This window comes from Streptomyces lasalocidi (genome assembly GCF_005280215.1).
In the GTDB taxonomy this organism is placed as follows: Bacteria; Actinomycetota; Actinomycetes; order Streptomycetales; family Streptomycetaceae; genus Streptomyces; species Streptomyces longwoodensis.
This window is the reverse complement of sequence record NZ_SZNQ01000001.1, coordinates 5,974,522-5,998,441: the sequence shown is the minus strand read 5'-3', so window position 1 is coordinate 5,998,441 and position 23,920 is coordinate 5,974,522. Positions and strand designations below refer to the sequence as shown.

Here is a 23,920-nt window from a genome sequence, read left to right as displayed (position 1 = left end):
CGAGGGGCGTGGGGACCTGGTCCCCACGCCCCTCGTCCGTGCCGGTGCAGGCCCCTCGTCCGTGCCGGTGCAGGCCCCTCGTCCCTGCCGGGGCACGCCCTTCGTCCTTGCCGGAGCACGGCCCGCCGCGTCCGGGTGTCGGTACGCAGGAACCGGCCGGGAGCGGGTACGTAGGTGTGCATGACGCCTGAGCCCGTGCCCTCCGTCCCCACCGCCACCTACCGGCTCCAGCTCCAGCCCGGCTTCCCGTTCGCCGCGGCGGCGGACGCCGTGCCCTACCTCGCCTCGCTCGGCATCTCCCACCTGCACCTCTCCCCGGTCCTGGAGGCCGTGCCCGGCTCACTGCACGGGTACGACGTCGTCGACCCCGCGCGCGTGCGCGAGGAGCTCGGCGGCGAGGACGGGCTGCGCGAGCTGGCCCGGGTCGCCCACGAGCACGGACTCGGGCTGGTCGTGGACATCGTGCCGAACCACATGGCGATGTCCCCGCGCCACAACCGCCCCCTGTGGGAGGTGCTGCGGGAGGGCCCCGCCTCGCCCTACGCGCGCTGGTTCGACATCGACTGGGAGGCGCAGGCCGGACAGCTGCTGCTGCCCGTGCTCGGCGGGCCGCTCGGCGACGAGATCGACCACCTCACCGTCGACGGGGACCTGCTGCGCTACTACGACCACGTCTTCCCGCTGCGCGAGGGCACCGCCGACCTGCCGCTGCCGGAGCTGCTGGACGCCCAGTGGTACCGGCCGGTGTGGTGGCGGCTGGCCCGCACCGAGCTGAACTACCGGCGGTTCTTCAGCATCTCCGAGCTGATGGGGGTGCGGGTGGAGGACCCGCAGGTGTTCGAGGCGACCCACGGCACGATCCTGCGGCTGCTGCACGAGGGCGTGATCGACGGGCTGCGCATCGACCACCCCGACGGCCTCGCCGACCCCGACGGCTACCTGGAGCGGCTGCACGAGGCGACGGGCGGCCGCTGGACGGTCGTCGAGAAGATCCTCGCCGACGGCGAGCACCTGCCGCCGTCCTGGCCCGTCGCCGGCACCACCGGCTACGACGCCCTGCGCCACGTCGACGGCCTGTTCGCCGACCCCGCGGGCGCCGGCGAACTGGTGACCCGCTACCGCGCCTTCGCCGCCCCGCAGACCGACCGGGGCGGCGACTGGGCGGCGACCGTGCGCCGGGCCGCGTACGCGGTGCTCACCCACGAGCTGGCCACCGAGCTGGACCGGCTCGTGCGCACGGCCGTCAAGGTGTGCGCCGCCTCGCCCGACCCCGCCCTGCGCGACCGGGCGCCCTGGGCGCTGCGCACCGCCCTGGAGGAGCTGCTGGTCCGCATGGAGGTGTACCGGCCGTACACCTCGGTCGACGCGGCGGAGGTGGTCACCGAGGAGGCCGCGGCCGAGGCCCGGCGGGCGTTCGTGGTGCCGGAGGAGGCCGGCGTGGTCGACGTCGTGCGGGACCTGGTGCTCGGGCGGCGCGGCGGGGACGTCCCGGCGGCCGTGGAGCTCCGCGCCCGGTTCGCGCAGACCTCGTCCGCGCTGCGCGCCAAGTCGGTGGAGGACACGGCGTTCTACCGGTACGTGCCGCTGCTGTCGGCGACCGAGGTGGGCGGGAACCCGGGCGCCCCGGCGGTGTCGCCGGAGGACTTCCACGCGTACTGCGCGCGCGTGCAGCGCGACTGGCCGCTGACCGGGACCGTCGTGTCCACGCACGACACCAAGCGCAGCGCCGACGTGCGCGCCGCGCTGGCCGTGCTCACCGAGTGCCCGGAGCGCTGGGCCGCGACCCTGGCCGACGCGAGCCACCCGGACGAGGCCGTGCCGGACGCCCAGCTGGCGTGGGCGGCCTGGCAGACGGTGTTCGGCCTGGGCCCGGCGGAGCCCGAGCGGGTGCAGGACGCGCTGCTCAAGCACGTGCGCGAGGCGGGCCTGTACACCAGCTGGACCGAGCAGGAGCCGCCGTACGAGGAGGCGGTGGCGGCGTTCGTCGCGCAGGGCCCGTGCGGGAAGCCCGGCGCGCACGTGACCGCCCTGCGCGAGGCGCTCGCCCCGCACGTCCGGTCCAACGTGCTGGGCACCGCCCTGGTCCACCTGACCATGCCGGGCGTCCCGGACGTCTACCAGGGCACGGAGGGCGAGTACTTGGCCCTGGTCGACCCCGACAACCGGCGCCCGGTGCGGTTCCCGCCGGAGGACCAGGACGACAAGAACGCGGTGACCGCCGCCGCGCTGGGGCTCCGGGCGCGGTACCCGGACGCCTTCGGCGCCTCCGCGTCGTACACACCGCTGCCCGCCGAGGGGCCGGCCGCGGACCACTGCCTGGCGTTCGCCCGCTCCGGGGCGGTCGTCACCGCGGTGACCCGACTGTCGCTGCGGCTGGCGGAGGCCGGCGGCTGGGCGGACACCCGGCTGCCGCTGCCGCCCGGCTGGTGGGGCGACGTCCTCACCCCGGGACGGAAGTTCACCGGCCACGTACGCGTGGCGGAGCTGTTCGAGCGGCTGCCGGTGGCACTGCTGGAGCGCCTCGACGACGGTGACGCCGACTCCGGCGGGGCCGCCGGGTAGCGGGCGGTACGGCGGGCGCGGGCTGCCTCCCGAGCGGGGGGCGCCCGCGCCGGCCCGGACCCGCCGACTGGCTCCCCGGCCGGCGGGTCACCGCCGGTGCTTCACCTGTTCTTCTTGCTGAAGACAATCAGAGCGATTCCCACCAGCACGATGAACCCGACGGTGAACCAGAGCGCCGACTGTCCGTCTCGCAGCAACGGCGGGGCAGAGAAGGACCACATCATCGCTGCCCTTTCTGTGCGCTGATCAGAGCCACAGGCACGCAAGCGGCGGGCGCGGTGTCGCCGAGGGCGAAGCCCTGGAGCGTCGTGACGCGCTCGATGACCAGGACCAGCAGCACGGCCGCGGTGATCATCAGCGCCTCCGCCAGCACGAGCAGGGGCATCGAGCCCGGGTCCGTCCGGTTCGCCACCGTGAGCACCAGCGCGTGCGCGACCCATGCGGCCCACCAGAGGTTCACCAGCGTCGTGTCCCGTTTCTCCCGCCAGGCCAGGGAACTCGCCCGCCCGATGTCCAGGACGAACCGGCGCGGAACGATGAAGTTGACCACCGGGACGAACCACGCCCCGACGGTCCACACCGCACCCGGCAACGGGGCTCGTGGGGACAACTCCTGGGCGTTGCGCCGGGACCGGGCGAGCCACACGAGGAACAGCACGACCGCGACGGTCATCAGATCGACGAAGACCGTGGAGACGAGGCCCGACCGGTGCTGGGACGCCGCGGTGGCATGCAGGACGTGGTCCCGGACCGCTGCGGCACGGAACACGTCCGCCGCCGCGGCCACCGCTGTCGCCGCCTGCGCGCAACGGGCAAGGTTCCACGGAGCTCTTCGGGCGGTACTCGTCATCGTCCTCGGCCCTGTCCTGGTGTGCACGGGCACGGCGGGCACCGAGCCGGGATGATCATAGGGTCGCCGCAGGAGGGCGCAACCCTCAGCGCAACCTCGTGCTCCCGGTCGAGCGGCGCGACCGGTCACGCGGCCCGGACGGCTCCGTCGGCCCGGGCGAGGTGGCGCAGCTCGACGCGTGCCGCCGGCGCCGAGGGGACGGTTTCCCAGTAGGGGTGCCACCACAGCCGTACGGACAGGAGCAGCAAGCGGCGGCGCAGGACGGTGGTGTCGCGGGGCCGGGGCGCGGCGAGTGCTTGGTAGGTGGCGTTCCAGGCGGCTTGCGTCTGCACCAGATCGTCGGGGAAGTCGGTCGCATCCATACCGGCATTAGATCACCTGTTCGAATTACGCCGCGCGTCGGACACGCCGGTGCGCCCGCGGACCGTCGGCCGCGGGCGCACCGGCGCGCATCCGAGCCGGGCTACGGCGCTGGTGCGGCCGCGTCCGCCCGCTCGGGCCGGGGGCTCAGAAGTCGTCCGCGCCGTTGCGGAGTTCCGGGGTCCAGTAACCGGTGAGGGCCTCGGCCGGGTCGACGGCGATGCCGTCGCTGCCGGGGGCGGTGACGGCGATGACCGTGGAGTCGCCCTCCAGTTGCAGGGAGAACGCCGACACGGGCTCGTTGTCCTCGTGGACCCCGCCGTCCGACAGCTTCACCAGGGCGTAGGCCGGGGCCCCGGCCGAGAGCACGACCGGCGTGGCCGGCTTGCTCTTGGCGACTGTCGGGACGTCCTGCTTGTGGCTCTCCAGGAACTGGAGGTGCGGGAAGCCCGCCAGCCTGCAGGAGTGCCCGGAGGTGTTGCGCGCCGTGAGGACGATGTGGGTGTAGGGCGGGCCGTCCTGCATGGCGGCGGTGACCCGGACGTCCCGCGCGGTGCAGAGCAGGGTGGAGGCCGTCCCGCGTCCACCGGCGGCGTCGGTGGCGCCGGTGGAGTCCTTCGATTCCGCCGAGCGCGCGGAGGCGGCCGGCCCCGCCGCATCGGAGGTGACCGTGCCCTTGGCGGCCGTCGTCGCGCCGGCCGCCGGGGACGACGCCACCGTGGCCGCCGTGGTCGGCCGGGACGACGACGTGCTGCCGGAGTCGCTCTGGCAGGCGGTGAGCGACAAGGCGAGGGCCGTGCCCGCGACGGCGAGCAGCGTGGAGCGGTGGAGCGTGTTCATGGAGAGGTCCCCCGTGCGTGGTGCGGGCCGCGGCGCGGTGCCGCCGGCCCGGATGGTGGTGCCGGTCGGTCGACGACGGAGGGGATCCCGGCCCGTGCGTGCCGGTGCCCCGCGGGTGCGTCCGCCGGGACGCGCCGGACGCGCGCAGGGCCGTGAACAGGCGCTCCGTGTCGGCCTCCAGTCGACCACTTCCGGTCGTCCTCGCCCAGGCAGTTCCCCCGGCAGAAGTACGGTCGGCGATACTTCTGCCGGGGGGCTCTCGACCGGACGAGCCGGACAGTCGGGGAAATGCACGGTGCACGACGGCACGTCTTCGGGCAGGAACTTCGGGCAGCGGTTGCGGGCCCTGCGGGTGAACGCCGGACTGAGCCAGGAGGCGCTGTCCCACGAGGCCGGCGTGAGCGTGCGGGCACTGGCCGACATGGAGCGCGGGCGGACCCGGGGCCCCCAGCGCCGTACGGTGCGGGCACTGGCGGACGCGCTGGGCCTGGACGGGGCCGGGGCCGACGAGCTGGAGGAGGCCGCGAGCCTCGGCCGGCCCCGCCCCTGCCGGTCGGCGGACGCCGCCCAGCCGTCCGCCGCCGGGTCGGCGGCCGCCATGACCACGCGTGCACCCGACCTGCTGCCGCGCGCACCGCGCGGCTTCCACGGCCGGGCGTCGGAACTCGCCGCCCTGACCCGGGCCACCGTGGGCGAGGCCCCGGTCTGCCTGGTCGTCGGACCCGCCGGGGTCGGGAAGACCGCCCTGGTCCTGCACTGGGCCCACCGCGACCCCGCCGCACCCACCGACGGGCGCCTCTACGCCGACCTGCGCGGCTTCAGCGGCATGGGCGAACCGGCCGCCGTCGAGGTGCTGCGCGAGTTCTTGGCGGCCCTGGGCGTGCCGCAGGAGCGGATACCGGAGTCGGAGAACGGCGCGGCCGCGCTGTTCCGGTCGCTGGCCGCCGACCGCCGGCTGCTGGTCGTCCTCGACAACGCCCGCGACTCCGAACAGGTCAGGCCGCTCCTGCCGGGCGGTGACCGCTGCGTCACCGTCGTCACCAGCAGGCACCGACTGCCAGGGCTGATCGTCAGCGACTCCGCCCGGCCCGTCGCCGTCGACGTCCTCGCTCCCCCGGACGGCACCGCCCTTCTGGCCCGGGTCCTCGGCGCGCGGCGCGTGCACACGGAGCCGGCGGCCGCGCTCCGCCTGGCCGAGCTGTGCGGCGGGCTGCCGCTGGCCCTGCGGGTGGTGGCCGCCCGCCTCGCCGGCCGGCCCGACTGGTCCCTGGACTCGATGGCCGCCGAACTGTCCGACCGTACGCGCCGCCTGAGCCTGCTCGACCTGGAGGACACCGGTGTCCGCGCCGCACTGCACCTGACACTGCAGCAGCTCCCGGCGCACCTCTCCGGGGTGTTCGCCCATCTCGGCCGTCACCCGGGCACACACGTCGACCGCTACGCGGCGGCCGCCCTGGCGGACACCGATCCGATGGCGGCCGAGATCGCCCTGGAGCAGCTGGCGGCCGCGCACCTGCTCACCGAGACGGCGCCCGGCCGGTGGGTGATGCACGACCTCGTGCGGCTCTACGCCCGCAGCCTGGACGCCCACCCCGACACCCTCAAGCGCGTCCTCGACCACTACATCGCCACCGCCACCGGGGCCGTGGCGGCGGCCGAACCCGGCTCGGAGGACTGCTTCCCGCTCCCGTCCGACTTCCTCCCGCCCGCCGCGGTACGACGGTTCGACGACCGCTCCGCCGCCGTGGCCTGGTACGCCGCCGAGCGCGACAACCTCACCCGGGCGGTCGCCGCGGCCGACGCCGCCCTCTTGCACGACAGGACCTGGCGCATCGTCATGACGATGTGGCCGCTGATCGTGTGGCGGGTGCGCGACGGCTGGGCGCCGCTCCTGCGAACCGCCCTCACGGCCACGCGCGCCGACGCCGACGAGCACGGCGAGGCCCGGGTGCTCAACGTCCTCGGCTGGGTCCTGACCGAGGAGGACCGCACCCCGGAGGCACTCGTCCACCTGGAGGCCGCGTCCACGCTCGCCGCCCGCGCCGGCGACGCGTTCGCCGAGGCCAACGCACTGATCGTGCTGGCCATGGCGCAAGCTTCCCTGGGCGGCCTCGAAGAAGCCGCCCACAGCTGCGACCGCGCGGCCGGCCTGGCCCGCCGGATCGGCGACCGCAGGATGGAACGCCTCGCCGTACAGCACCTCGCCCGCCACCAGGCCGACGCCGGACACTGGCAGCAAGCCCTGGCCACCGCGACCCACGCCCTGGCCTTCGAGCGCCCACCCGGGACGACCGACATCCCGCACGTCCTGCTGCTCGCCATCAAGGGAGAAGCACTGCTCGGACTCGGGAGACGGGCCGAGGGCATCACCCAGCTCGACCTCGCCGCCCGGGAAGCGGAATCGGCCGGCTACGACGACGGCGTGCTCCGGGCACTCACCGCCCTCCTGCGGGCATCGGCGGACCCGGACGTCCGGGCACGGTACGACGCGGCACTCGCGCGACTCACCACACGCACCTGAACCCCGACGCACCCCCGCGGGTCGGCGCGGCCGGTGGCTGGGGCGTGCCGCCGCCGGGGCCCGCACCGGCAACCCCGGAAGGTGCTGGTGTCCGTACGCCGGGAGCAGGCCGGGAAGACCGCCGTCGGGCGCGGCCGCCGTGCCTTGACAGTCGTCGGTGTCCGTGGGGTACTGCGCACAGCAGGCCGGACAATCCGACGGGGGTGAGTGTCCTGCCGCATCCGCGCTATCCCACGCCTACGGAACTGGCCGCCTCCGCGCGCGCGTTGGCCGACGCCCGGCCCGCGCTGTGTTCACTCCGGCAGGTGGGTGTGTCGCGGGCGGGCCGTCCGCTGCACCTGCTGTCCGTGGGGCACGCGCGGCGGGCCGTCCTGGTCGTCGCCGGCGCCCACGCCAACGAGCCCACCGGCGGCTCGACCCTGCTCGCGCTCGCGGAACGGGTGCTCGCCGAACCGGCGTTGCGCGACGGCATCTCCTGGCACCTGCTGCTGTGCGCCGACCCCGACGGGGCCAGCCTGCACGTCACGCCCCAGCCGCGCAGCCTGCTGGACTACCACCTGGGCTTCTACCGCCCGGCCGGCCCCGAGCAGCCGGAGTGGTCGCCCGCCCAGCTCCCGGCGCACCGGCTGCCCCCCGAGACCCGCGCCCTGACCCGGGTCATCGACGAGCTGCGCCCCTACCTCCAGGTCACCCTGCACGGCACCGACCTCGGCGGCAGCTGGGTGCAGCTGACGAAGGACGTACCCGGACTGGCCGAGGCGTTCGCCCAGTCGGCCGCGGACCTGCACATCCCGGTGGAGACGGCCGCCTCGGACGCGGCGGGCTGGCCCGCGGCCGGCCCCGGGGTGCACGTGATGCCGGCGCCGGGGACCGACGCCGCGTACCCGAGCATGCCGGACGACGCCCGGCACAGCACCTGGTACCACGTCCACCGGTACGGCGGGCTCACCGCCGTCGTCGAGGTGCCGATGTGGGCGAGCGACCTGGTGGACGACCCCGCCCCGCACCCGGCGCCGGCGGCGGAGCTGCGGCACCTGGCGCACCGGCTGCTGCGCGACGGACGGACGGTGGAGCGGGTGCTCGCCGAGGCTCTGCCCCGGCTGGAGGGCGTGGACGAGCCGCTGCTGCGGGCCGCGCGGTGGGTGCTGGAGCTGGTGCCGGGGCTGGCCGCGGACTGGACCGACCTGCCGCCGGCCGACACCACGGTGGCGTACGTCGGCAGCGTGGACGCGTTCGCCCGGCGGCTGCCGCTGCGGGCCGCGGCGATGCTGCTGCGCGTGCTGCGCGAGCGCGGGGACGACGCGGCGCCCCCGCTGCAGGACCTCGTGGCCGGCTGGAGCGATGCCTTCGCCCGGCGTTTCCAGGCCCGTTGGGTGCCGCTGGAGCACCAGGTCGAGCACCAGTCCCGCACGGTCGTCGCAGCCGCCCTCCGGGCCCGCGCGCTGCCGGACCGGCCGTACGGGGGCTGAGCCGGGCGGGACCCGCCCCACGCGCGCGTGCCACGGGCCCACCCACCGTCCCTGCACGCGCGCGTGGGGCCCGCCCCCGGACACCCCTGCCCGCGCCCGCGCCCCGGGGTCAGTCGTCCAGCGCGAACACCGCTCCCGTCGCGGCCTCCAGCTCGCAGCGGTTGGCGAAGGTCTCCCGGTAGTCCACCGGGCGGCCGTCCCACTGGCCGTGGGCGCGGACGGCCACCGGGGCGTACACCAGGGGGCAGACCGCGTCCCGGCGGGGTACGGCGCGGACGTCGCCGTGCGCGGCGGCCAGCTGCGCGCAGGCCTCGGCGGCCCGGGAGTGCCCCTGCGGCGGGTCGCACAGCAGCAGGGCGCCGCGCGGGCCACCGGACCGGCCGGCGCTGGGAGTGACGGTGAGCTCCAGCCAGCTGCCGACCGGCGCGGCGCCGCCGGCCGCCGGGGCCGGGTCGGTCACCGGGAGCGGGCCGGCGGTGGTCGCCGTGGCGGTCGTGGCGCCGGCGGCGACCAGCAGGAGGGCGGCGGCGACCGGGAGGGCGCGGCGCAGGGCCGTGGGGGCGGTGAGCGGGCGGGTGGGCCGGTGCGGGTGTGTGTGCGTCATTCCCGGTGCATCGGCACGGCCGCCTGCGTCCCCCAGTCCGGCTCACCCGGACGTGGGTACGGTGCGCCGTCCCGGGCGGCCAGCTCGAACGCGGCGCGCACGACGCGCGTCTGGTACTCGGCCTGGCGTGCGACCGGGATCCAGCGGGCGCCGCAGCCGTCCTGGTAGTCGGCGCACCAGGTGTCGATGAGCCGGTCCAGCTCCGGCAGGGCCCCGGCCGGGTCGTCGCCGGAGGCGGTGACGAGCTGGTGCAGCAGGCCCGCCGTGCGCAGCGCGAGCCGCCGCCCGGCGATCCGCAGGGCCGTCAGGTGGGCGCGGCGCAGCGGCGGCAGCGGGCGCACCGGGTCGGGGGTGCGCGGGTCCCAGGCGTCGGCGAGGCCGGGGCAGACCAGTAAATAGTCGTCGACCGGCGCGAGCAGGCGGCCGGCGTCGGGCAGGCCGGCGAGGCCGGGCCGGACGCGGGCCAGGAGGCGCTCCAGGACGCGGGTGTCGTGGCGCAGGGTCGTGCTGACGGCCCGCAGGACCGCGTCCCGGTCGTCGGGCCGGGCGGCGTCCTCCACGGCGGGCACGCCCCACATGGGCGCCTCGACGATCGCGGTGACGGTGCCGTGCCGCTGCGGGTGGAACCAGGTCGACTCCACGGCCGCCTCGGTGATGGCGGCGGCCAGGTCGCCCCGGTGCGGCGGCGGGATCAGGTGGACGGCCGGTCCCAGGCCGGGCCAGTACAGGGCGTCGTAGGGGCCGAGTTCGCGCGGGATGCCGAGCCGGGCGGCGGCGTGGGCGACGCGCTGGGCGAGGCCGGGCAGGTCACGGGTGAGTTCGACGAAGGCGCCCCCGACGTCCACGCCGTGCAGCGAGCACTGGAAGAAAGGTTTCAGTTCGTCCTGGACGCGGAGCAGGGCGCGTGTCTCGGGCAGCGCTGCGGCGTCGGCGCCGTCGGGCAGCCACTCGGGCTGTTCGAGGAATCCCGGCCGGAAGAAGTGCCGGAAGTGGCGGCCGAGGCTGTACGGGCCGGACAGCCAGCCCTCGTTGCGGCGCAGGCCGTCGGGGTCGAGGCACAGCAGCAGGTTCCAGGTGGCGTCGGCGCCCTCGGTCAGCCGGGGGTCGGCGAGGGCCCGTTCGGCCAGCCGCAGGACGGTGGCGCCGCCGACGGGTTCGTTGGCGTGCGGTCCGGCGACGACCAGCGCCTGGCGGGCGCCGTGGCCGACGGACAGGAGCCACAGCGGGGTGCCGGCGCGCGAGGTGCCGACCCGGCGCAGCCGGGCGTCCCTGGGGTGGCGGGCGGCGAGCGCGGCCGCACGGGCGGCCAGCTCGTCGACGGTCGGGTAACGCAGGAGGGGCGGCAGGGCACACCTCCACAGTGCGTGCCGTGGTTCACCCCGTGTCGCGGTGTGCGCACACGGGGTCATCACAGTGGGTCATGCCGTGGGGCTACGTCAACACCGCGGAGGGGAGCGGTGTTTCGGACAGGGTGTCCGGATGCGGCGGGACGCTTCCGCGACACGGTGTCCGGAAGTCGCGGGGCGGTTCCGCGACATGGTGTCCGGAAGGGGCGGGGCCGGTCGTACGACGGCCGGCGGGGCGGCCGCCGCGGTGGCCGACGACGGTCGCCCTGGTGGCCGCCGTGGTGGCCGGCGCTGGCCGCCCTGGTGGCCGCCCTGGTGGCCGCCCTGGTGGCCGCCCTGGTGGCCGCCGGGGGCGATCTCCCGCCCGCCGTCCGTCAGTTCGCCGAGAGGCGGAACGCCATCCGTCCGAAGGACACCTGGTCGCCCTCGCGGACCACGGCGGCGCCGACGACCCGGCGGCCGTTGACGGTCGTGCCGTTGGTCGAGCCGAGGTCGCGCAGCACCCACAGCCCGCCCTGGCGGCGGAGTTCGGCGTGCACGCGGGAGACGGTCTCGTGGGTGAGCCGGAGGCCGTTCGCGGGGTCGCGTCCGATGCGCAACGGGTGGCCGGTGCCGGGGTGCGGCAGCAGCAGCTTGGGCAGTCGCTCGGCCTGCCAGGCCCGGCGCAGCCGGACGGTGAAGCCGGAGACCGCCTCGACGGTGCCGAAGACCACGCGCGAGAAACGGTTCTCCTGGGGCAGGTCGGCGGTCAGGACGGCGAGTTCGTCGGCGCGCCGGGCGGCCAGGGCCAGCTCCATGCGCCGGATGAACGTGTCGTGCGACAGGCGTCCCATGGCGACGCCGTCCCGGAGCACGTTCAGCGCCCTGTCGCGCTCCGCGTCGGACAGCCGCGCGGGGTACGTGTTGAACTCGAAAGACGACGTCACGCTGGCGATTGTCGGTGCAGTGAACCCCGGGTGTCCAGAAAACCGGAAAACGCCGCCTCCCGTGGGCCGCGCGATGGCCGTCCGGCGACACCTGCGGCGAAGCGGGCCCGTTCGGCGGCGGATCGACCGGGTGTGAAGCACGATGGACGGGTTACTCCGGTCAGCGGACGAAGGGGAACCATCCGTGCAGTTCGAGGTGTGGGCACCACAGGCCGAGCGGGTGACGCTCCAGTGCGACGGCGTCACGCGCGCGTTGGAACGCGATCCCGAGCGAGAGGGATGGTGGGTCGGCGAGGCGGACGCCACGGACGGCTCGCGCTACGGCTTCGCGGTGGACGACGGGCCGGTGCGGCCCGACCCGCGGTCCCGGCGGCAGCCGGACGGCCCCGACGGGCTGAGCGCGGTCGTCGACCAGGGGCGCTACGCGTGGCGCGCCGAGTGGTCCGGGCGGCCGCTCGCGGGCGCGGTGCTCTACGAGCTGCACGTGGGCACCTACACCCCCGAGGGCACCCTGGACGCGGCCGCCGACCGGCTCGGCCACCTCGCCGAACTGGGCGTCACACACATTGAGTTGATGCCGCTGTGCCCGTTCCCGGGGCAGCACGGCTGGGGGTACGAGGGGGTGTCGCTGTGGGCCGTGCACGAGCCGTACGGCGGCCCCGAGGCGCTCAAGCGGTTCGTGGACCGGGCGCACGAGCTGGGCCTGGGCGTGGTGCTGGACGTGATCCACAACCACCTGGGCCCGTCGGGCAACTATCTGCCCTACTTCGCCCCGTACTTCACGGACACCCACCAGACGCCCTGGGGTTCCGCGGTCAACCTGGACGCGCCCGGCTCCGACGAGGTCCGGGCGTTCCTGCTCGGCAGCGCGCTGGCCTGGCTACGCGACTACCGCCTGGACGGGCTGCGCCTGGACGCGGTGCACGCGCTGGTCGACACGCGCGCGTACCCGTTCCTGGAGGAGCTGACCGAGTCGGTGGACGCGCTGGCGGACGAGACCGGCCGGCCGCTGTTCCTGATCGCCGAGTCCGACCTGAACGACCCGCGGCTGATCGCCCCGCGCGAGGAGCACGGGCTCGGGCTGCACGCACAGTGGAACGACGACTTCCACCACGCCCTGCACACCGCGCTGACCGGCGAGTCGCAGGGCTACTACGCCGACTTCGCGCGCTCCCCGCTGGCCTCCGTGGTGAAGACCCTGACCGGCGGCTACTTCCACGACGGCACGTACTCCAGCTTCCGGGGGCGCCGGCACGGGCGGCCGCTGGACCGCACGCGGGTGGGCGCGCACCGGCTGCTCGGCTACAGCCAGACCCACGACCAGATCGGCAACCGGGCCCAGGGCGACCGCCTGTCCCACCTGGTCTCCCCCGGGCTGCTGGCCTGCGCGGCGGCCCTGGTGCTCACCGCGCCGTTCACGCCGATGCTGTTCATGGGCGAGGAGTGGGGCGCGTCGACGCCCTGGCAGTTCTTCACCGACCACACCGACCCCGAGCTCGCCGAGGCCGTACGACGGGGCAGGCGGCGGGAGTTCGCCGCGCACGGCTGGGCCGAGGAGGACGTGCCAGACCCGCAGGACCCGGCGACCCGCGACCGCTCGTGCCTGGACTGGTCCGAGCCGGAGCGCGCACCGCACGCGCGCCTGCTGGCCTGGTACCGCTCGCTGATCGCGCTGCGCCACAGCCACCCCGACCTCACCGACCCGGACCTGGGGGACCTGCGCGTCGCCCATGACGAGCAGGCCCGCTGGCTGGCGTTCCGGCGCGGTGACGTACGGGTCGCCGTGAACCTCTCCCCGGAGCCGGCCGCGATCCCGCTGGGCTCCCGCCCGGCCCGCGTCCTGGCCGCCTGGGAGCCCGTGGAGGCCCCGGGCGAGGACGGCCTGCTGCACCTGCCCGGCGAGTCGTGCGTGGTGCTGGAACAGGAATGAGCCGCCGGAGCGGGTCCCGGAGGGCACCCGGCACCCGCCCCGCGTCCCGCACGCCCCCGGGGAACAGCCCTCGCCAGTCCCGGGGGTCAGTCCTCGCCAGTCCCGGGGGTCAGTCCTCGCCCGCCTCGCGGAAGTCCGTGACCCGCTCCAGCAGGATCGGCTCCCAGGTGCGGTGCAGCTGGGCGCGCAGCAGCGGCAGGGGGCCGGTGGCGCGGCCCTCGAGCGCGGCGGCGAGCCGGATCACCGTGTCGCAGCGGGCCAGCCACAGGCCGCGCAGACAGGGGCGGGCGCCGTACCCGGCGAGGGTGGCCGCGCGGACGGCGGCCGGGGAGCCCACCGCACGGGCGAGGCCGGCGATGTCCTCGACGGGGTCGCCGAGGACCGCTCCGGTCCAGTCGAGCACGCCGCGCACCCGCCCCTCGGCGCTGACCACCAGGTGCTCGCCGCGCAGCCGGTGGTGGACGAGGACGGCCGTGCCCGGCTGGGCGGCCAGCTGGGCCGCCCCGGGCGGGGTCAGCTGCCGCAGCCGAGCGGCGTCGAACTCGTCGGCGTCGGCGAGGCGTTGCCCGGCGGCGACGGCCATGCGGCGCAGCGCCTCCAGGGAGCGCGGCGCGGCCCGCGGCACGCCGAGCGCCTCGGCCTGCCGGGGCGGCACCTCGCGCAGCCCGCCGAGCAGCCCGGCGAGGTCGGCCTCGCCGACGGCGGTCACGTCGTGGTCCTCGGCGGTGCCGCCGGGCACCTTGGTGTCGAGCGTGTACGCCAGTCCCGGCGACCACTCGCCGTGCGCCACGCTGGTCGGCACGGCGAGCGGGACGTGCGGGCGGACGAGGTCGCGCAGCCGCAGCTCGCGGCGCAGGCGTGCGGCCGCCTCGCGGTCGGGGGCGAGCCGCAGCACGTGGCGGGTGCCGACCCACCAGGTGCAGCGGCTGCCCTCGGCAACGGGCCGTACGTCGGGGCCGTCCGCGCCGCCGCGGGCGGTGGCGCCCCTCGGGTCCCCCTCGTGCAGGAGGGTGCGGACCAGTCTGCGGACGGTGTCCGGGGTGGGTGTCGGTGCCTGGGTCATGGTCGCGCCGTCGTCGCTCGGGTGGGTCCTGGGAGGGGCTCGGGGGGGCTCGGGGGTGGTTCCCGGGGGTCGCTGACGATCCTCGCTCCCCGCGTCGCCCCGTCAGTCGACCACCACCATCTCGCGTGTCGTGTCGTTGAGCCGGCGCCCGCCGTCCTCGGTGACCGTGACGATGTCCTCGATGCGCACCCCGAAGCGGCCGGGCAGGTAGATGCCGGGTTCCACGGAGAAGCACATGCCGGGCACGAGGGGCTGCTCCTCCCCCTCGATCATGTACGGCGGCTCGTGGGTGGTGACGCCGATGCCGTGGCCGGTGCGGTGGATGAAGTACGCGCCGTACCCGGCGTCGGTGACGACCCGGCGGGCGGCCCGGTCGACCTCCTGGCAGGCGACGCCCGGGCGCACCGCGCGGAAGCCTGCCTCCTGGGCCTCGCGGACGACGTCGTGCACCCGGCGCTCCTCCTCGGTGGGCTCGCCGACGTGGACGGTGCGGGTGGTGTCGGAGCCGTAGCCGTCCTTCAGCCCGCCGAAGTCGAGGACGACCATGTCACCGTGCTCGATGACCCGCTCGCCCATCTCGTGGTGCGGGTTCGCGCCGTTGGGGCCGGAGCCGACGATGGTGAAGTCGACCTGCTCGTGGCCGTGTTCGCGCAGCAGCCGGGCGAGGTCCGCGCCGACCTCGGACTCCCGCCGGCCGGCGAAGCGCACGGTGCGGATCTCCTCGAACGCCGCGTCGGCCGCCGCGCCCGCCGCCGCCATCAGTTCCAGCTCCCTGGCGTCCTTGACGGCGCGCAGCATCGGCAGGGCCTCGGTGAGCGAGGCGTACGAGGAGCCGGGCAGGGCGCGTTGCAGGGCGAGCAGGTGCAGCGCCCAGGCGTTGTCGCTGATGCCCAACCGGCCGCCGGCGCCGAGGAGGGCCGCGGTGGCGGCGTACGGGTCCTTGCCGTCGGTCCAGTCCCGCAGGGCCAGCGCGGACGCGCCCGGGGCGCGGGCGGCGTCGGGTGCCTCCAGGGCGGGGACCACGAGCACGGGGTCGTGGTCGGGGGCGAGCACCAGCAGCGTCAGCCGCTCGGTCACGGCGGGCGGCGCGTACCCGGTGAGCCACACCAGGTCAGGGCCCGGGGCCACGAGGAGCCCGGCGAGACCGGCGTCGGCGGCCGCGCGGACCGCCCGCTCCATGCGGGCCCGGTAGTCGTCGGCGGTGAAGGGCGAAGGCGTGCTGCCGGTCATCCGGGCCTCCCAGGTGAGACGTGCGGGACTACGGGCAGCATCCTGCCCGGCCCGCGGGGGCGGCGCGAGCCGGTCGGCGGGATCGGGGGCGTGGGGCGGGGCCGGTCACGTCACGACGCCCGGGACCGCCACGAGCTGCTGGTAGCCGCCGCTGCGGTGCCGCACGGTGAGCTTCACCTCCTTGCCGGGGCTCGCCCCGGCGACGGCCCGGGCGAGGTCGGCGGCCGTCTCGACGCGGGTGCGGCCGCACCACAGCACGACGTCGCCGCGGACCAGTCCGGCCGTGTAGCCGGGTCCGGGCACGTGGACGGCGACGACCTTGGCGCCCGCCTTGTACGCGTCCACGACCTCGACGCCGAGGGTTGCCCGGGCGGGCACCGGTGCGGGGGCGGCGTGCGCCGGGCCGGTACGGGTGCCGGTGGGCGGGCCGGCGGGGGTGGGGGCCGCCGCGGCCTGGCGCTGGAGCTCGGCCAGCTTGCTCATGCCGATCACCGTGGCGCCCACGGTGCCGAGGCCGACGCCGGTCAGCACCAGGACGACGCCGGCGAGCAGGCCCAGCAGCAGGGTCGTCAGGCGGCGGCCGCGGCGGCGTGCGGCGTGCGGGCGGTGGGGTGCGGGGCCGGGCCCGGTCCCGGCGTCACCGGCGCGCGGGCCGGTGGGCTCCTGGCCCGGCAGGGGCTTGGGACGCAACGCGGTCTGTTCCATGGGGATCGCCTCCGGGGGGTGCTCTACCCGGCGGGGCGGGGCGGCACGGTCCACGAACGAGTGAGACTGGGTGCGTGGGGGTGGTCGCTCGTGTTCGTCCGCGGGTGCGTGGGGGTGGTCGCTCGTGTTCGTCCGCGGGTGCGTGGGGGTGGTCGCGCAGTTCCCCGCGCCCCTCGGTTCGCCGTGGTGTTCGCCGTCGTTCGTCTGCGGGCGCGTAGGGGCTGGTCGCGCAGTTCCCCGCGCCCCTCGGTTCGCCGTGGTGGTCGCCGTCGTTCGTCTGCGGGCACGTAGGGGTTGATCGCGCAGTTCCCCGCGCCCCTCGGTTCGCCGTGGTGGTCGCCGTCGTTCGTCTGCGGGCACGTGGGGGTTGATCGCGCAGTTCCCCGCGCCCCCTGAGGGGTCACGGACGTGGGGACAAGGACTCCGTCAGCTTGCGGGCCGCTTCGGGTGGGGTGGCCGTGTGGAGGAGTTCGGTGCGGTGGACCACTCGGGGTTCCGTGAGGGGGAGCGCGATCGTGCCGGGGGTCGTGCCGGTCGCCGGGCGGGGCAGGAGGGTCAGGCCGTGGCCCGCGGCCACCAGGGCGACCAGGACGCGGACGTCCGTGCCCTCGTAGCGCAGGGCGGGGCGGAAGCCGTGGCCGCCGTTCGCGGCGCGCAGCTGGGCCAGGGGCAGGCCGGTGTCGGGGGCGTCGAGCCAGCGGGCGTCGGCGAGGTCGCCGAGTCGCAGGCCGGTGCGGTGTGCGAGCGGGTGGGCGGCGGGCAGCAGGACGCGCACGGGCTCCTCCGCCACGCCGTACGTCGTCAGCGGTGCCACGTCGGGCAGCCGCAGCGGGTCGCTGGGGGCGGCCAGCCCGTCCACCAGGCCGAGGTCGGCCGTCCCGGCGGCGACGGCCGCGGGGACGGCGTCGCGGGCGAGCACGCGCACGGTGACGCCGGCGGGCGGCAGCGCGGCGAGCACCCGGGCGCCGAGCGCGGTCGCGGAGGCGGCCAGGGTCAGGCCGAACGCGGGCGCGGCCGCCATCCGCACCACGTCGGCGCGGGCCGCGTCCAGGCGCAGCAGCAGCGGCTCCGCGTGTTCCAGCAGCCGTTCGCCGGCCGGTGTGGGCGCGACGGGGCGGCGGGTGAGGAGCGCGGCGCCGAGGTCCTGTTCGAGGGCGGCGATGTGCTGGGAGACGGCGGACTGGGTGTAGCCGAGGGCCCGGGCGGCCGCCGAGAAGGAGGCGAGGCGGGCGACGGTGACGTAGGTGCGCAGGAGGTGCGGGTCCACGCGCCCAGCATCCCACCCGTCACATCAGAACTGCTTATGGTGCGTCCGTGAATCATCGTTGGACGTGAAGTCGGTGGCTGCCCAGGATGGTCCGCATGACCGACAGCGCAGCTCAGATCGCCAAGGTCGCCCTCGTCGGCGACCGCTCCCCCCACGTCGTCTCCCACACCCGCATTCCGCTCCTGCTGGAGTCCCTGGCCGCCCGGGACCGGCTGGTGCTCGACCCCTACTGGATCCCTTCCGGGGACGCCGAGGCGCCCGGCGCGGTCCGGGGCTTCGACGCGGTGTGGGTGGTCCCGGGCAGCCCGTACCGCAGCGAGGCCGGTGTGCTCGCCGCGATCCGCACCGCGCGGGAGGAGGGCGTCCCCTTCCTCGGCACGTGCGGCGGGTTCCAGCACGCCCTGCTGGAGTTCGCGCGCGGCGCCTGCGGCCTGACGGACGTGGCGCACGCCGAGAACGACCCGGACGCTGAGGACTTCCTGATCGAACCGCTGGCCTGCTCCCTGGCGGGCCACGAGGACACCGTCGTGCTGGAGCCGGGGTCGCTGGCCCGCGCGGTGTTCGGCGTGGAGCGCTCGGTGGAGCGGTACTCCTGCCACTACGGGCCGAGCCGGCACCTCGACACGCTGCGCGCCCACGGACTGCGCTTCTCCGGCCGGGACTCCGCCGGGCAGGTGCGGGTCGCGGAACTGCCCGGCCACCCGTTCTACCTGGCGTCGCTGTTCCAGCCAGAGCTGTACGGCGACGGCACGCGCCCGCACCCGATGATCCGGGGGCTGGCGCGCGCCGCGGTCGAGCACGCGAGCCGTACGGCGGTGGTCAGACCGTGACCCGGTACGCGGGCGCGGGCACCGCGGGCGGCCGGTCGGGCAGGAAGCCGTGGGCTCGCCGGGCCAGGTAGTCGGCCTTGTAACGGTCCACGTGACGGTGCCAGTTGAGGATGCCCGCCATCCAGTTCCGCAGGTCGTCGACGTAGGCACCCATCGCCGCCCGCCCCTCGGCCGACAGGTCGAAGTCGTCGTACAGCACGGGCAGTTCGTGGGCGACAACGTGCTCGAACTGTTCCATCCGCTGGTTCATCAGGTCGGCCACGATCCGCAGCCCGGTCGGGTAGTCGCAGCCGAAGAAGGTCTGCACGACGAGGATCGCGTTGTGCATCTCGCCCTCGTACTCGATCTCCTTCTGGTACGAGAACACGTCGTTGAGCAGGCAGCCGTAGTCCATCGCGGCGTTCTCCAAGGAGCGCACGGGCCCGCTGCGGTGGACCTCCGGCGGGACGGCGGGCCCCTGGCCCATCCGGCACAGGCTCAGGGTGAGGTCGGAGCCGAAGGTGGAGCGGCGCATCTCCAGGTAGTCGACCGGGTCGGGGACGCGGTTGTGCAGCTGGTTGGACAGCTCCCACACCCAGCTCTCGGTCATCGCGTCGACCGCGGACTTCAGGGTGCGCCGCTGCTCGGCCGTCATGCCCGCCGTGGTGCGGGCCCACAGGTCGACCAGGGCGCGTTCCATGGCGTTGGCCGGGACGACGGGTGTGGCGTCCGCCGCGTCGACCGGCATGCACGCGGACAGGCGGGCCGTGGTCAGCCGGGCGGCGGCCAGGTCGCGGCGGTGGCCGTACACCAGGGGGTAGTAGTCGTCGCCGTAGGTGCCGAAGGCGAGCCAGGCGGCGCTCAGGTCGAGGGCCTCGGGCGTGGCGTCCGGGTCGAGGCCGGCCGAGCAGACGGCGAGGTCGCAGGAGGCGAGCTTGTCCTCGTCCCATACGCCCTCGGAGAGGATGCCCATGCGGCGGGTCCACGCGAGGAGGTGGGTGCGGGCCCGGTCGAGGTGCGGGCTGAGCCGCAGGGGGAACGGCATGCGGAACTCGGGCAACCGGGCGGGGCCGACCTTCTGGTACGGCACGTGCGCGTGGGCGCGCAGCCGCTCCGCGGCGGCCGAGGCGAGCAGTGCGCCCACGTCCGCGGCGGAGGTGCCGGGTCCGGTGAGCCGCTGCCACGGCGCGGCGGAGGACACGGCCCCCTCGTTCATGTAGCGGCTGGAGCGCAGGTGCCATTCGTGGCCGCCGGACTGCCAGTCCTGGAGCCCCTTGGTGTAGGCGGCGACGGCGGCGATCTCGTCCGGGCCGAGCCCTTTCTCCAGGGCGAGTGCGGGCACTTCGGTGAGGGCGGTGTGCTCGAACTGGTGCAGGCGTGAGGTGAGGATGTCGTTGACGGTGTCGGCGGCCTCCTGGGTGGTGCAGCCGAAGAACGTCTCCAGCACGAGCACGCCGTTGCTGTTCTCGCCCTCCTCCTCGACCTCGCGCTGGTAGGAGAACAGGTCGTTGCGCAGGTGGACGGCGTCGGAGAAGGTCTCCATCAGCACCCGCAGCGGCCGGGTGCCGGCGACCGGGGCGGGGACCTCCGCGGTGGCGTACTCCACGAGCCCCGCCGACCAGGGGGCGCCGCCCACCTTGCGGCGCATCTCGATGTACTCGACGGGGTTGGCGATGCGCCCCTCGTTGATGTTGGACAGCTCCCACATGGACTCGTTGAGCAGGTGCTCGGTGGCGACGGCGAAGCGGCGGCGCCAGCCGTCCGACATGGCCGGCACCGTGCGCGCCCACAGGTCGGCGAGGCCCGCCTCCACCGGGTTCTGCGGCTCCGGGACGGCCGCGCCCGGGTCCGCCGGCATGAACAGCGGCAGCCGGTCCAGGTGGGCCTTGCCCGCGGCGCGGTCCTGGGTGCGCTTGTACATGTCGAGGAAGTGGTCGTCGAAGAAGAACACCCACACGTACCAGTCGGTGATCAGCGACAGCGCGTCGGCGTCGCAGTCGGGGTGGGTGTAGGCGCACAGCAGGCCGTAGTCGTGGGCGTCCAGGTCGGCCTGCTCCCAGACGCCGGACCCCTCGAGCATGCCCATGTCGCGCGCCCACCGCGTGGAGTGGGCCCGCGCCGCGTCCACGTGCGGGTTGAGCCGCGCGGGGTACGGCATGTAGAAGCGCGGGAGGTGAAACGGCTGCGTCATGGCCGGGGGCTACCCAGGGCCCGTGGCGGGCATCCACGGCACGGCACATGATCACACCATCGCGTGAATCGGGCGGAACGCCTTGCCTTCGCAGGCCTGTTGCTGTCCGCGAGCCCGTCCGTGGTCAGTGGGCGAGCGCCCCTGGTGCCGTGGGCGAGCCGTCCGCCCGCAGGCCCGCGCCGGGCGGCTCAGTCGCGTACCTGGATGAGCGCGTGGGTGCCGCCGGTGCGCCAGCGCTGTCCCTCGGCGGCGACCAGGTCCCGTTCGGTGTCCGGGTCGAGGCCCGTGATCACGTCGGACTTCAGGGTGCGCAGCGCGGCGACCGGGCCCGGGAAGTGGGCGGTGACGTCGGCGAAGGGGGTGGTCGGCGGCCAGCGCCGGTCGCCCACCAGGCGGCGGTAGTTGAGGTCGCCCTTGACGACGGTGAGCGTGGCGGTGGCGCACTGCGCGCGCAGGTCGGCGGGCAGGTCCTCGAAGGGCAGCGGGGACGCCCAGAAGGGGTGGGCGCGCACGGCGAGCGTGCCGTCGGTCATCGCGGACCACAGGGCACGTCCGTACACGGCGGCCTCGCCGGGCGCGGCGGTGAGGGCGCGCAGGGCGTCGACGAGGTCGGCGGTCGTGGCGTCGGAGACGTAGTACGGGTAGGGCTTGACGTGCAGGACGACCCGCTCGACGCGCCCCTCGGCGAGGAGGTGGGCGACGAGCAGCAGGTCGGGGATCAGTTCCGGGCCGGCGTTGTCGGCGACCAGGCAGAGCGTGCCCCGGCCGGTGAGCAGCGGCCACAGCCGCGCGCTGTCGTCGGCGACCAGCCCCGGTGCGACGGCGCGGCCCTCGGCTGCGGCGTCGGAGAGCCGGAACCCGAGGTCGGCGCGGTTGCCCCAGAGCGAGCCGTGCAGCAGGGCCTCGGCGCGGTCGGCGGCGGGGCGCCGCGCGAGGGCGTCCAGGGCGGCCAGTTCCTCGCGGGTCTCGGTGCTGTCGAGCTCGGCGAGCTTGAACGGACGGAAGGGGTCGATGCCCTGCCAGGGGCCGGGGGCGAAGTAGCCGACGGCGTGCAGGAGCCGGCGGTAGAACCAGCTCTCCGACCAGAGCCACGGCACGTCGAACCAGGAGCGGCCGAGGACGGCGTCCGCACCCCACTCCCGCCACCGCCGCTGGTCGTGCGCGTCGTCGGGGAGCGGCTCCAGCACGCCGTGCAGGCAGCTCTCCCGCAGGGCGTCCAGCGCGTGGTGGACCTCGGGGCCGTACGGGAACGCACCGCGCACCTGCTCGATGATCGCCGGGTGTCGCTCGGCCAGGACGCCGTGCGGGAAGGAACCGGGTTCGTCGCCGAGGAGGACGGGCGGGGCGGGGGTGCGGTGCATGCCGATCACCGTAGCGCGGGGTGGGGCGCGCGCCGGTTCAGGCGCTCGCGCGCCCCTGCCCCGGGCCGCCCCAGCCGCGGGGCGCGCACGGCTCGGAGCGCCCCGGCCTCGGACCGCGCACGCCTCAGACCACGCACACCGCCATGACCTCCCGCTCCAGCCGGGTCGCCAGCGACAGGTAGCGCGGCCGGCGCGGCACCGGTACCAGGCCCCGGATGAGGACGTACCACATCTCGGCCATCCGGCGGGGCAGTCGGGTCGGCGGCTCGTGGGTGCGGGTGACGACCCGGGTGCCGACGAACGAGCAGACCAGGGAGTGGGCCACCGCGTCGACGTCGACGTCCGGGTGCACGTCGGCCTCGCGGACCGCCCCCGCGAGGCCCCGCGAGATCAGCTCCAGCCACTCGGTGAACGGGTGCCGCAGCGGCGGGCGCACCGCGACTCCCCCGGTGGCCAGGCGCAGCCCGGCGCGGGCCACGGGGCCCTCCACGGACAGGCGCGTGATGCCGAACGTCAGCCGCATCAGCGACTCCAGGGAGGAGTAGCCGCGGTCGTCGATCTCACAGGCGACCCGACGCGAGGCCTGCGACTGCAACTCCATGATCGCGTGGGCCAGGTCCTCCTTGGCCGCGAAGTGGAAGTACAGGGCGCCCTTGGTGACTTGGGCGTGCTCGACGATGTCGCTGAGGCTGGTCGACTCGTAGCCGTGCCGGTCGAACAGGTCGGCCGCGGCCGTGATGATCGTCGTGCGCGTCTGTTCGGCGCGTAACTGCCTCGCCATCCGGGTCTCTCCTGGGCCGCAAAGAACGGGTCATGCCGTTTGTTTCTTACCCCCTGTCCACCATAACTCACCTCGCTTCGGTGCCCACGCGGCAGGTGAAAACGGCCGACTCGTCCTGCGTCCCGGTCACTTGGACGACGCCCGTGCCGTCGTCCCGCGCCTCGATCCACAACGGTTCGTCCAGCTCGGCGTACCGGTGGAAGTGCGCCTCGTACTCCGAAGGGGCCCGCGTGCCCCGGGTGTTCAGGTACGCGGCCTGGCGGGCCGCCTCCAGCAGGAGCATCCCGGGGACGTGGTCCAGCGGGTGGTCGAAGAAAACGGGATGCGCGGTATGAACTCTCAGCTGCCAGCGGCCGGGTATCCCGGTCGGGGCGAGGACCACGTCCGAGGGCAGGGCGCGGGCCACTGCGGCCGGCGCGACGCCCGGCGGGACGGGCAGGGCGGTGACCGTGTCCGGGGTACGGCCGCCGCGCAGCCGCCGGTACACGGCCGCGGCGACACAGGTGAAGCTGACGTCGGCGGTGGCGACCACGGCACCGTCGCGCAGCACCCGCGCGGTGTAGCGGGCGCCGGCCGGGCGCCGACCCCGGTACTGCACCTCGGTGAAGGCGAGTTCGAGCTCGGGTTCGGCCGGCAGCCGCTCGACCGCCAGTTCCTTCGGGCGGGTCAGCGTGTGGAGCTCCTGGAGGACGAAGCGGTGGTCCAGAGGCACCCCGTACTCGGCGTGCGCGATCAGGGTGCCGGCCTGCCGGACGGACTCGACCACGAGCAGCGGGTCGTAGGCCGACCAGTCCGGCGACACGTGTAACCCGTGAGCGCGCGGCCACTGCGCCCGGACGGTGAAGTGGTCCGCGGAAGTCCTGCGCCAGCCGGTGGGAAGGGTTTCCGCGACGGCCGCGCGGTGGACGAGCTGGCGGGGAACCGTCGCGGTCAGGGACGGTGGGTCGGCGGGCTGCCGCGGTCGGGTCATCGCTCTCCCTACGGCCCCCCGCGAGCACGGCCGACGGCGAACCGTCACTCCGTCGGGCGTTAGAGTACGAGGCGACCGGTTTGTTTTTCAACGAGATCAGTCGACGGCATCCTATGATCGGGCCGAGGCCGCGGG

Annotated in this window: 19 protein-coding genes; 5 read left to right on the top strand and 14 right to left on the bottom strand. The window is 75.3% G+C overall.

Annotated features, from left to right (window positions below; translation table 11 throughout):
* The first annotated feature begins 180 nt into the window (after positions 1-180).
* Positions 181-2,562 carry a malto-oligosyltrehalose synthase gene (gene treY / locus E4U91_RS27015; protein ID WP_137309229.1) on the top strand — a complete coding sequence of 794 codons (2,382 nt, stop codon included), beginning with the start codon at positions 181-183 and terminating at the stop codon, positions 2,560-2,562.
* A gap of 220 nt (positions 2,563-2,782) precedes the next feature.
* Here the strand turns inward: treY and E4U91_RS27010 are convergent, their stop codons facing one another.
* From E4U91_RS27010 to E4U91_RS27000, 3 genes are all read right to left on the bottom strand, one after another.
* Positions 2,783-3,331, bottom strand: a complete 549-nt coding sequence (locus E4U91_RS27010) for a DUF4328 domain-containing protein (protein ID WP_241678696.1) — start codon at positions 3,329-3,331, stop codon at positions 2,783-2,785.
* Between the two features lie 206 nt (positions 3,332-3,537).
* Positions 3,538-3,774 carry a hypothetical protein gene (locus E4U91_RS27005; protein ID WP_137309227.1) on the bottom strand — a complete coding sequence of 79 codons (237 nt, stop codon included), beginning with the start codon at positions 3,772-3,774 and terminating at the stop codon, positions 3,538-3,540.
* Between the two features lie 145 nt (positions 3,775-3,919).
* The gene (locus E4U91_RS27000; RefSeq protein ID WP_137309226.1) at positions 3,920-4,612 is read right to left on the bottom strand and encodes a DUF4232 domain-containing protein; all 693 of its coding nucleotides are present in this window, start codon (positions 4,610-4,612) and stop codon (positions 3,920-3,922) included.
* Positions 4,613-4,907: 295 nt separating this feature from the next.
* Between E4U91_RS27000 and E4U91_RS26995 the strand changes: the two genes are divergently transcribed.
* Both E4U91_RS26995 and E4U91_RS26990 read left to right on the top strand, forming a co-directional pair.
* Positions 4,908-7,133, top strand: coding sequence for an ATP-binding protein (locus E4U91_RS26995; protein ID WP_168218162.1), 2,226 nt, complete (start codon positions 4,908-4,910; stop codon positions 7,131-7,133).
* A gap of 203 nt (positions 7,134-7,336) precedes the next feature.
* Positions 7,337-8,602, top strand: coding sequence for a murein peptide amidase A (locus E4U91_RS26990; RefSeq protein ID WP_137309224.1), 1,266 nt, complete (start codon positions 7,337-7,339; stop codon positions 8,600-8,602).
* Between the two features lie 109 nt (positions 8,603-8,711).
* Here the strand turns inward: E4U91_RS26990 and E4U91_RS26985 are convergent, their stop codons facing one another.
* The 3 genes from E4U91_RS26985 to E4U91_RS26975 form a co-directional block, all read right to left on the bottom strand.
* Positions 8,712-9,206 carry an SSI family serine proteinase inhibitor gene (locus tag E4U91_RS26985; RefSeq protein ID WP_137309223.1) on the bottom strand — a complete coding sequence of 165 codons (495 nt, stop codon included), beginning with the start codon at positions 9,204-9,206 and terminating at the stop codon, positions 8,712-8,714.
* On the bottom strand, positions 9,203-10,615 hold the full coding sequence (locus E4U91_RS26980) for a M14 family zinc carboxypeptidase (RefSeq protein WP_174867867.1): 1,413 nt from the start codon (positions 10,613-10,615) through the stop codon (positions 9,203-9,205). The genes E4U91_RS26985 and E4U91_RS26980 overlap by 4 nt, the downstream gene beginning before the upstream one ends.
* Positions 10,616-10,926: 311 nt before the next feature.
* Positions 10,927-11,478 (bottom strand): DUF1707 and FHA domain-containing protein, encoded by a 552-nt coding sequence (locus tag E4U91_RS26975; RefSeq protein ID WP_137309222.1) that lies wholly within the window; start codon positions 11,476-11,478, stop codon positions 10,927-10,929.
* 184 nt (positions 11,479-11,662) lie between these two features.
* On the opposite strand from E4U91_RS26975, the gene treZ reads away from it, so the two are divergent.
* A complete protein-coding gene (gene treZ / locus E4U91_RS26970; RefSeq protein WP_137309221.1) occupies positions 11,663-13,408 on the top strand; it encodes a malto-oligosyltrehalose trehalohydrolase in 1,746 nt (581 codons plus the stop codon).
* Positions 13,409-13,517: 109 nt separating this feature from the next.
* Here treZ and E4U91_RS26965 read toward each other — a convergent pair whose 3' ends face one another.
* From E4U91_RS26965 to E4U91_RS26950, 4 genes are all read right to left on the bottom strand, one after another.
* Positions 13,518-14,471, bottom strand: a complete 954-nt coding sequence (locus tag E4U91_RS26965; protein ID WP_137309220.1) for a phosphotransferase family protein — start codon at positions 14,469-14,471, stop codon at positions 13,518-13,520.
* A gap of 102 nt (positions 14,472-14,573) precedes the next feature.
* Positions 14,574-15,701: an aminopeptidase P family protein gene (locus E4U91_RS26960; RefSeq protein WP_137309219.1), complete on the bottom strand. Its 1,128-nt coding sequence runs from the start codon at positions 15,699-15,701 to the stop codon at positions 14,574-14,576.
* Positions 15,702-15,806: 105 nt separating this feature from the next.
* A complete protein-coding gene (locus E4U91_RS26955; protein WP_137309218.1) occupies positions 15,807-16,406 on the bottom strand; it encodes a PDZ domain-containing protein in 600 nt (199 codons plus the stop codon).
* 400 nt (positions 16,407-16,806) lie between these two features.
* Positions 16,807-17,673 carry a LysR family transcriptional regulator gene (locus E4U91_RS26950; protein ID WP_137309217.1) on the bottom strand — a complete coding sequence of 289 codons (867 nt, stop codon included), beginning with the start codon at positions 17,671-17,673 and terminating at the stop codon, positions 16,807-16,809.
* Between the two features lie 95 nt (positions 17,674-17,768).
* Between E4U91_RS26950 and E4U91_RS26945 the strand changes: the two genes are divergently transcribed.
* Positions 17,769-18,503, top strand: coding sequence for a CTP synthase C-terminal region-related (seleno)protein (locus tag E4U91_RS26945; protein WP_137309216.1), 735 nt, complete (start codon positions 17,769-17,771; stop codon positions 18,501-18,503).
* Here the strand turns inward: E4U91_RS26945 and cyc2 are convergent.
* From cyc2 to E4U91_RS26925, 4 genes are all read right to left on the bottom strand, one after another.
* Positions 18,493-20,673 (bottom strand): germacradienol/geosmin synthase Cyc2, encoded by a 2,181-nt coding sequence (gene cyc2, locus E4U91_RS26940; protein WP_137309215.1) that lies wholly within the window; start codon positions 20,671-20,673, stop codon positions 18,493-18,495. The genes E4U91_RS26945 and cyc2 overlap by 11 nt on opposite strands.
* Positions 20,674-20,861: 188 nt before the next feature.
* Entirely contained in the window at positions 20,862-22,034 is a 1,173-nt protein-coding gene (locus E4U91_RS26935; protein WP_137309214.1) for a damage-control phosphatase ARMT1 family protein, read from the bottom strand.
* A gap of 124 nt (positions 22,035-22,158) precedes the next feature.
* Entirely contained in the window at positions 22,159-22,815 is a 657-nt protein-coding gene (locus E4U91_RS26930; protein WP_137309213.1) for a ScbR family autoregulator-binding transcription factor, read from the bottom strand.
* 67 nt (positions 22,816-22,882) lie between these two features.
* A complete protein-coding gene (locus E4U91_RS26925) occupies positions 22,883-23,785 on the bottom strand; it encodes a ScbA/BarX family gamma-butyrolactone biosynthesis protein (protein ID WP_137309212.1) in 903 nt (300 codons plus the stop codon).
* Positions 23,786-23,920 lie beyond the last annotated feature (135 nt).

Bases quoted from the DNA above. Each gene is read 5' to 3' on its own strand.
- E4U91_RS26965 (WP_137309220.1), bottom strand. From the start codon at position 14,471: ATGACCCAGGCACCGACACCCACCCCGGACACCGTCCGCAGACTGGTC.
- E4U91_RS27005 (WP_137309227.1), bottom strand. From the start codon at position 3,774: ATGGATGCGACCGACTTCCCCGACGATCTGGTGCAGACGCAAGCCGCC.
- E4U91_RS26985 (WP_137309223.1), bottom strand. From the start codon at position 9,206: ATGACGCACACACACCCGCACCGGCCCACCCGCCCGCTCACCGCCCCC.
- E4U91_RS27000 (WP_137309226.1), bottom strand. From the start codon at position 4,612: ATGAACACGCTCCACCGCTCCACGCTGCTCGCCGTCGCGGGCACGGCC.
- cyc2 (WP_137309215.1), bottom strand. From the start codon at position 20,673: ATGACGCAGCCGTTTCACCTCCCGCGCTTCTACATGCCGTACCCCGCG.
- E4U91_RS26930 (WP_137309213.1), bottom strand. From the start codon at position 22,815: ATGGCGAGGCAGTTACGCGCCGAACAGACGCGCACGACGATCATCACG.
- E4U91_RS26945 (WP_137309216.1), top strand. From the start codon at position 17,769: ATGACCGACAGCGCAGCTCAGATCGCCAAGGTCGCCCTCGTCGGCGAC.
- E4U91_RS26925 (WP_137309212.1), bottom strand. From the start codon at position 23,785: ATGACCCGACCGCGGCAGCCCGCCGACCCACCGTCCCTGACCGCGACG.
- E4U91_RS26980 (WP_174867867.1), bottom strand. From the start codon at position 10,615: ATGACCCCGTGTGCGCACACCGCGACACGGGGTGAACCACGGCACGCA.
- E4U91_RS26960 (WP_137309219.1), bottom strand. From the start codon at position 15,701: ATGACCGGCAGCACGCCTTCGCCCTTCACCGCCGACGACTACCGGGCC.
- E4U91_RS26935 (WP_137309214.1), bottom strand. From the start codon at position 22,034: ATGCACCGCACCCCCGCCCCGCCCGTCCTCCTCGGCGACGAACCCGGT.
- treY (WP_137309229.1), top strand. From the start codon at position 181: ATGACGCCTGAGCCCGTGCCCTCCGTCCCCACCGCCACCTACCGGCTC.
- E4U91_RS26955 (WP_137309218.1), bottom strand. From the start codon at position 16,406: ATGGAACAGACCGCGTTGCGTCCCAAGCCCCTGCCGGGCCAGGAGCCC.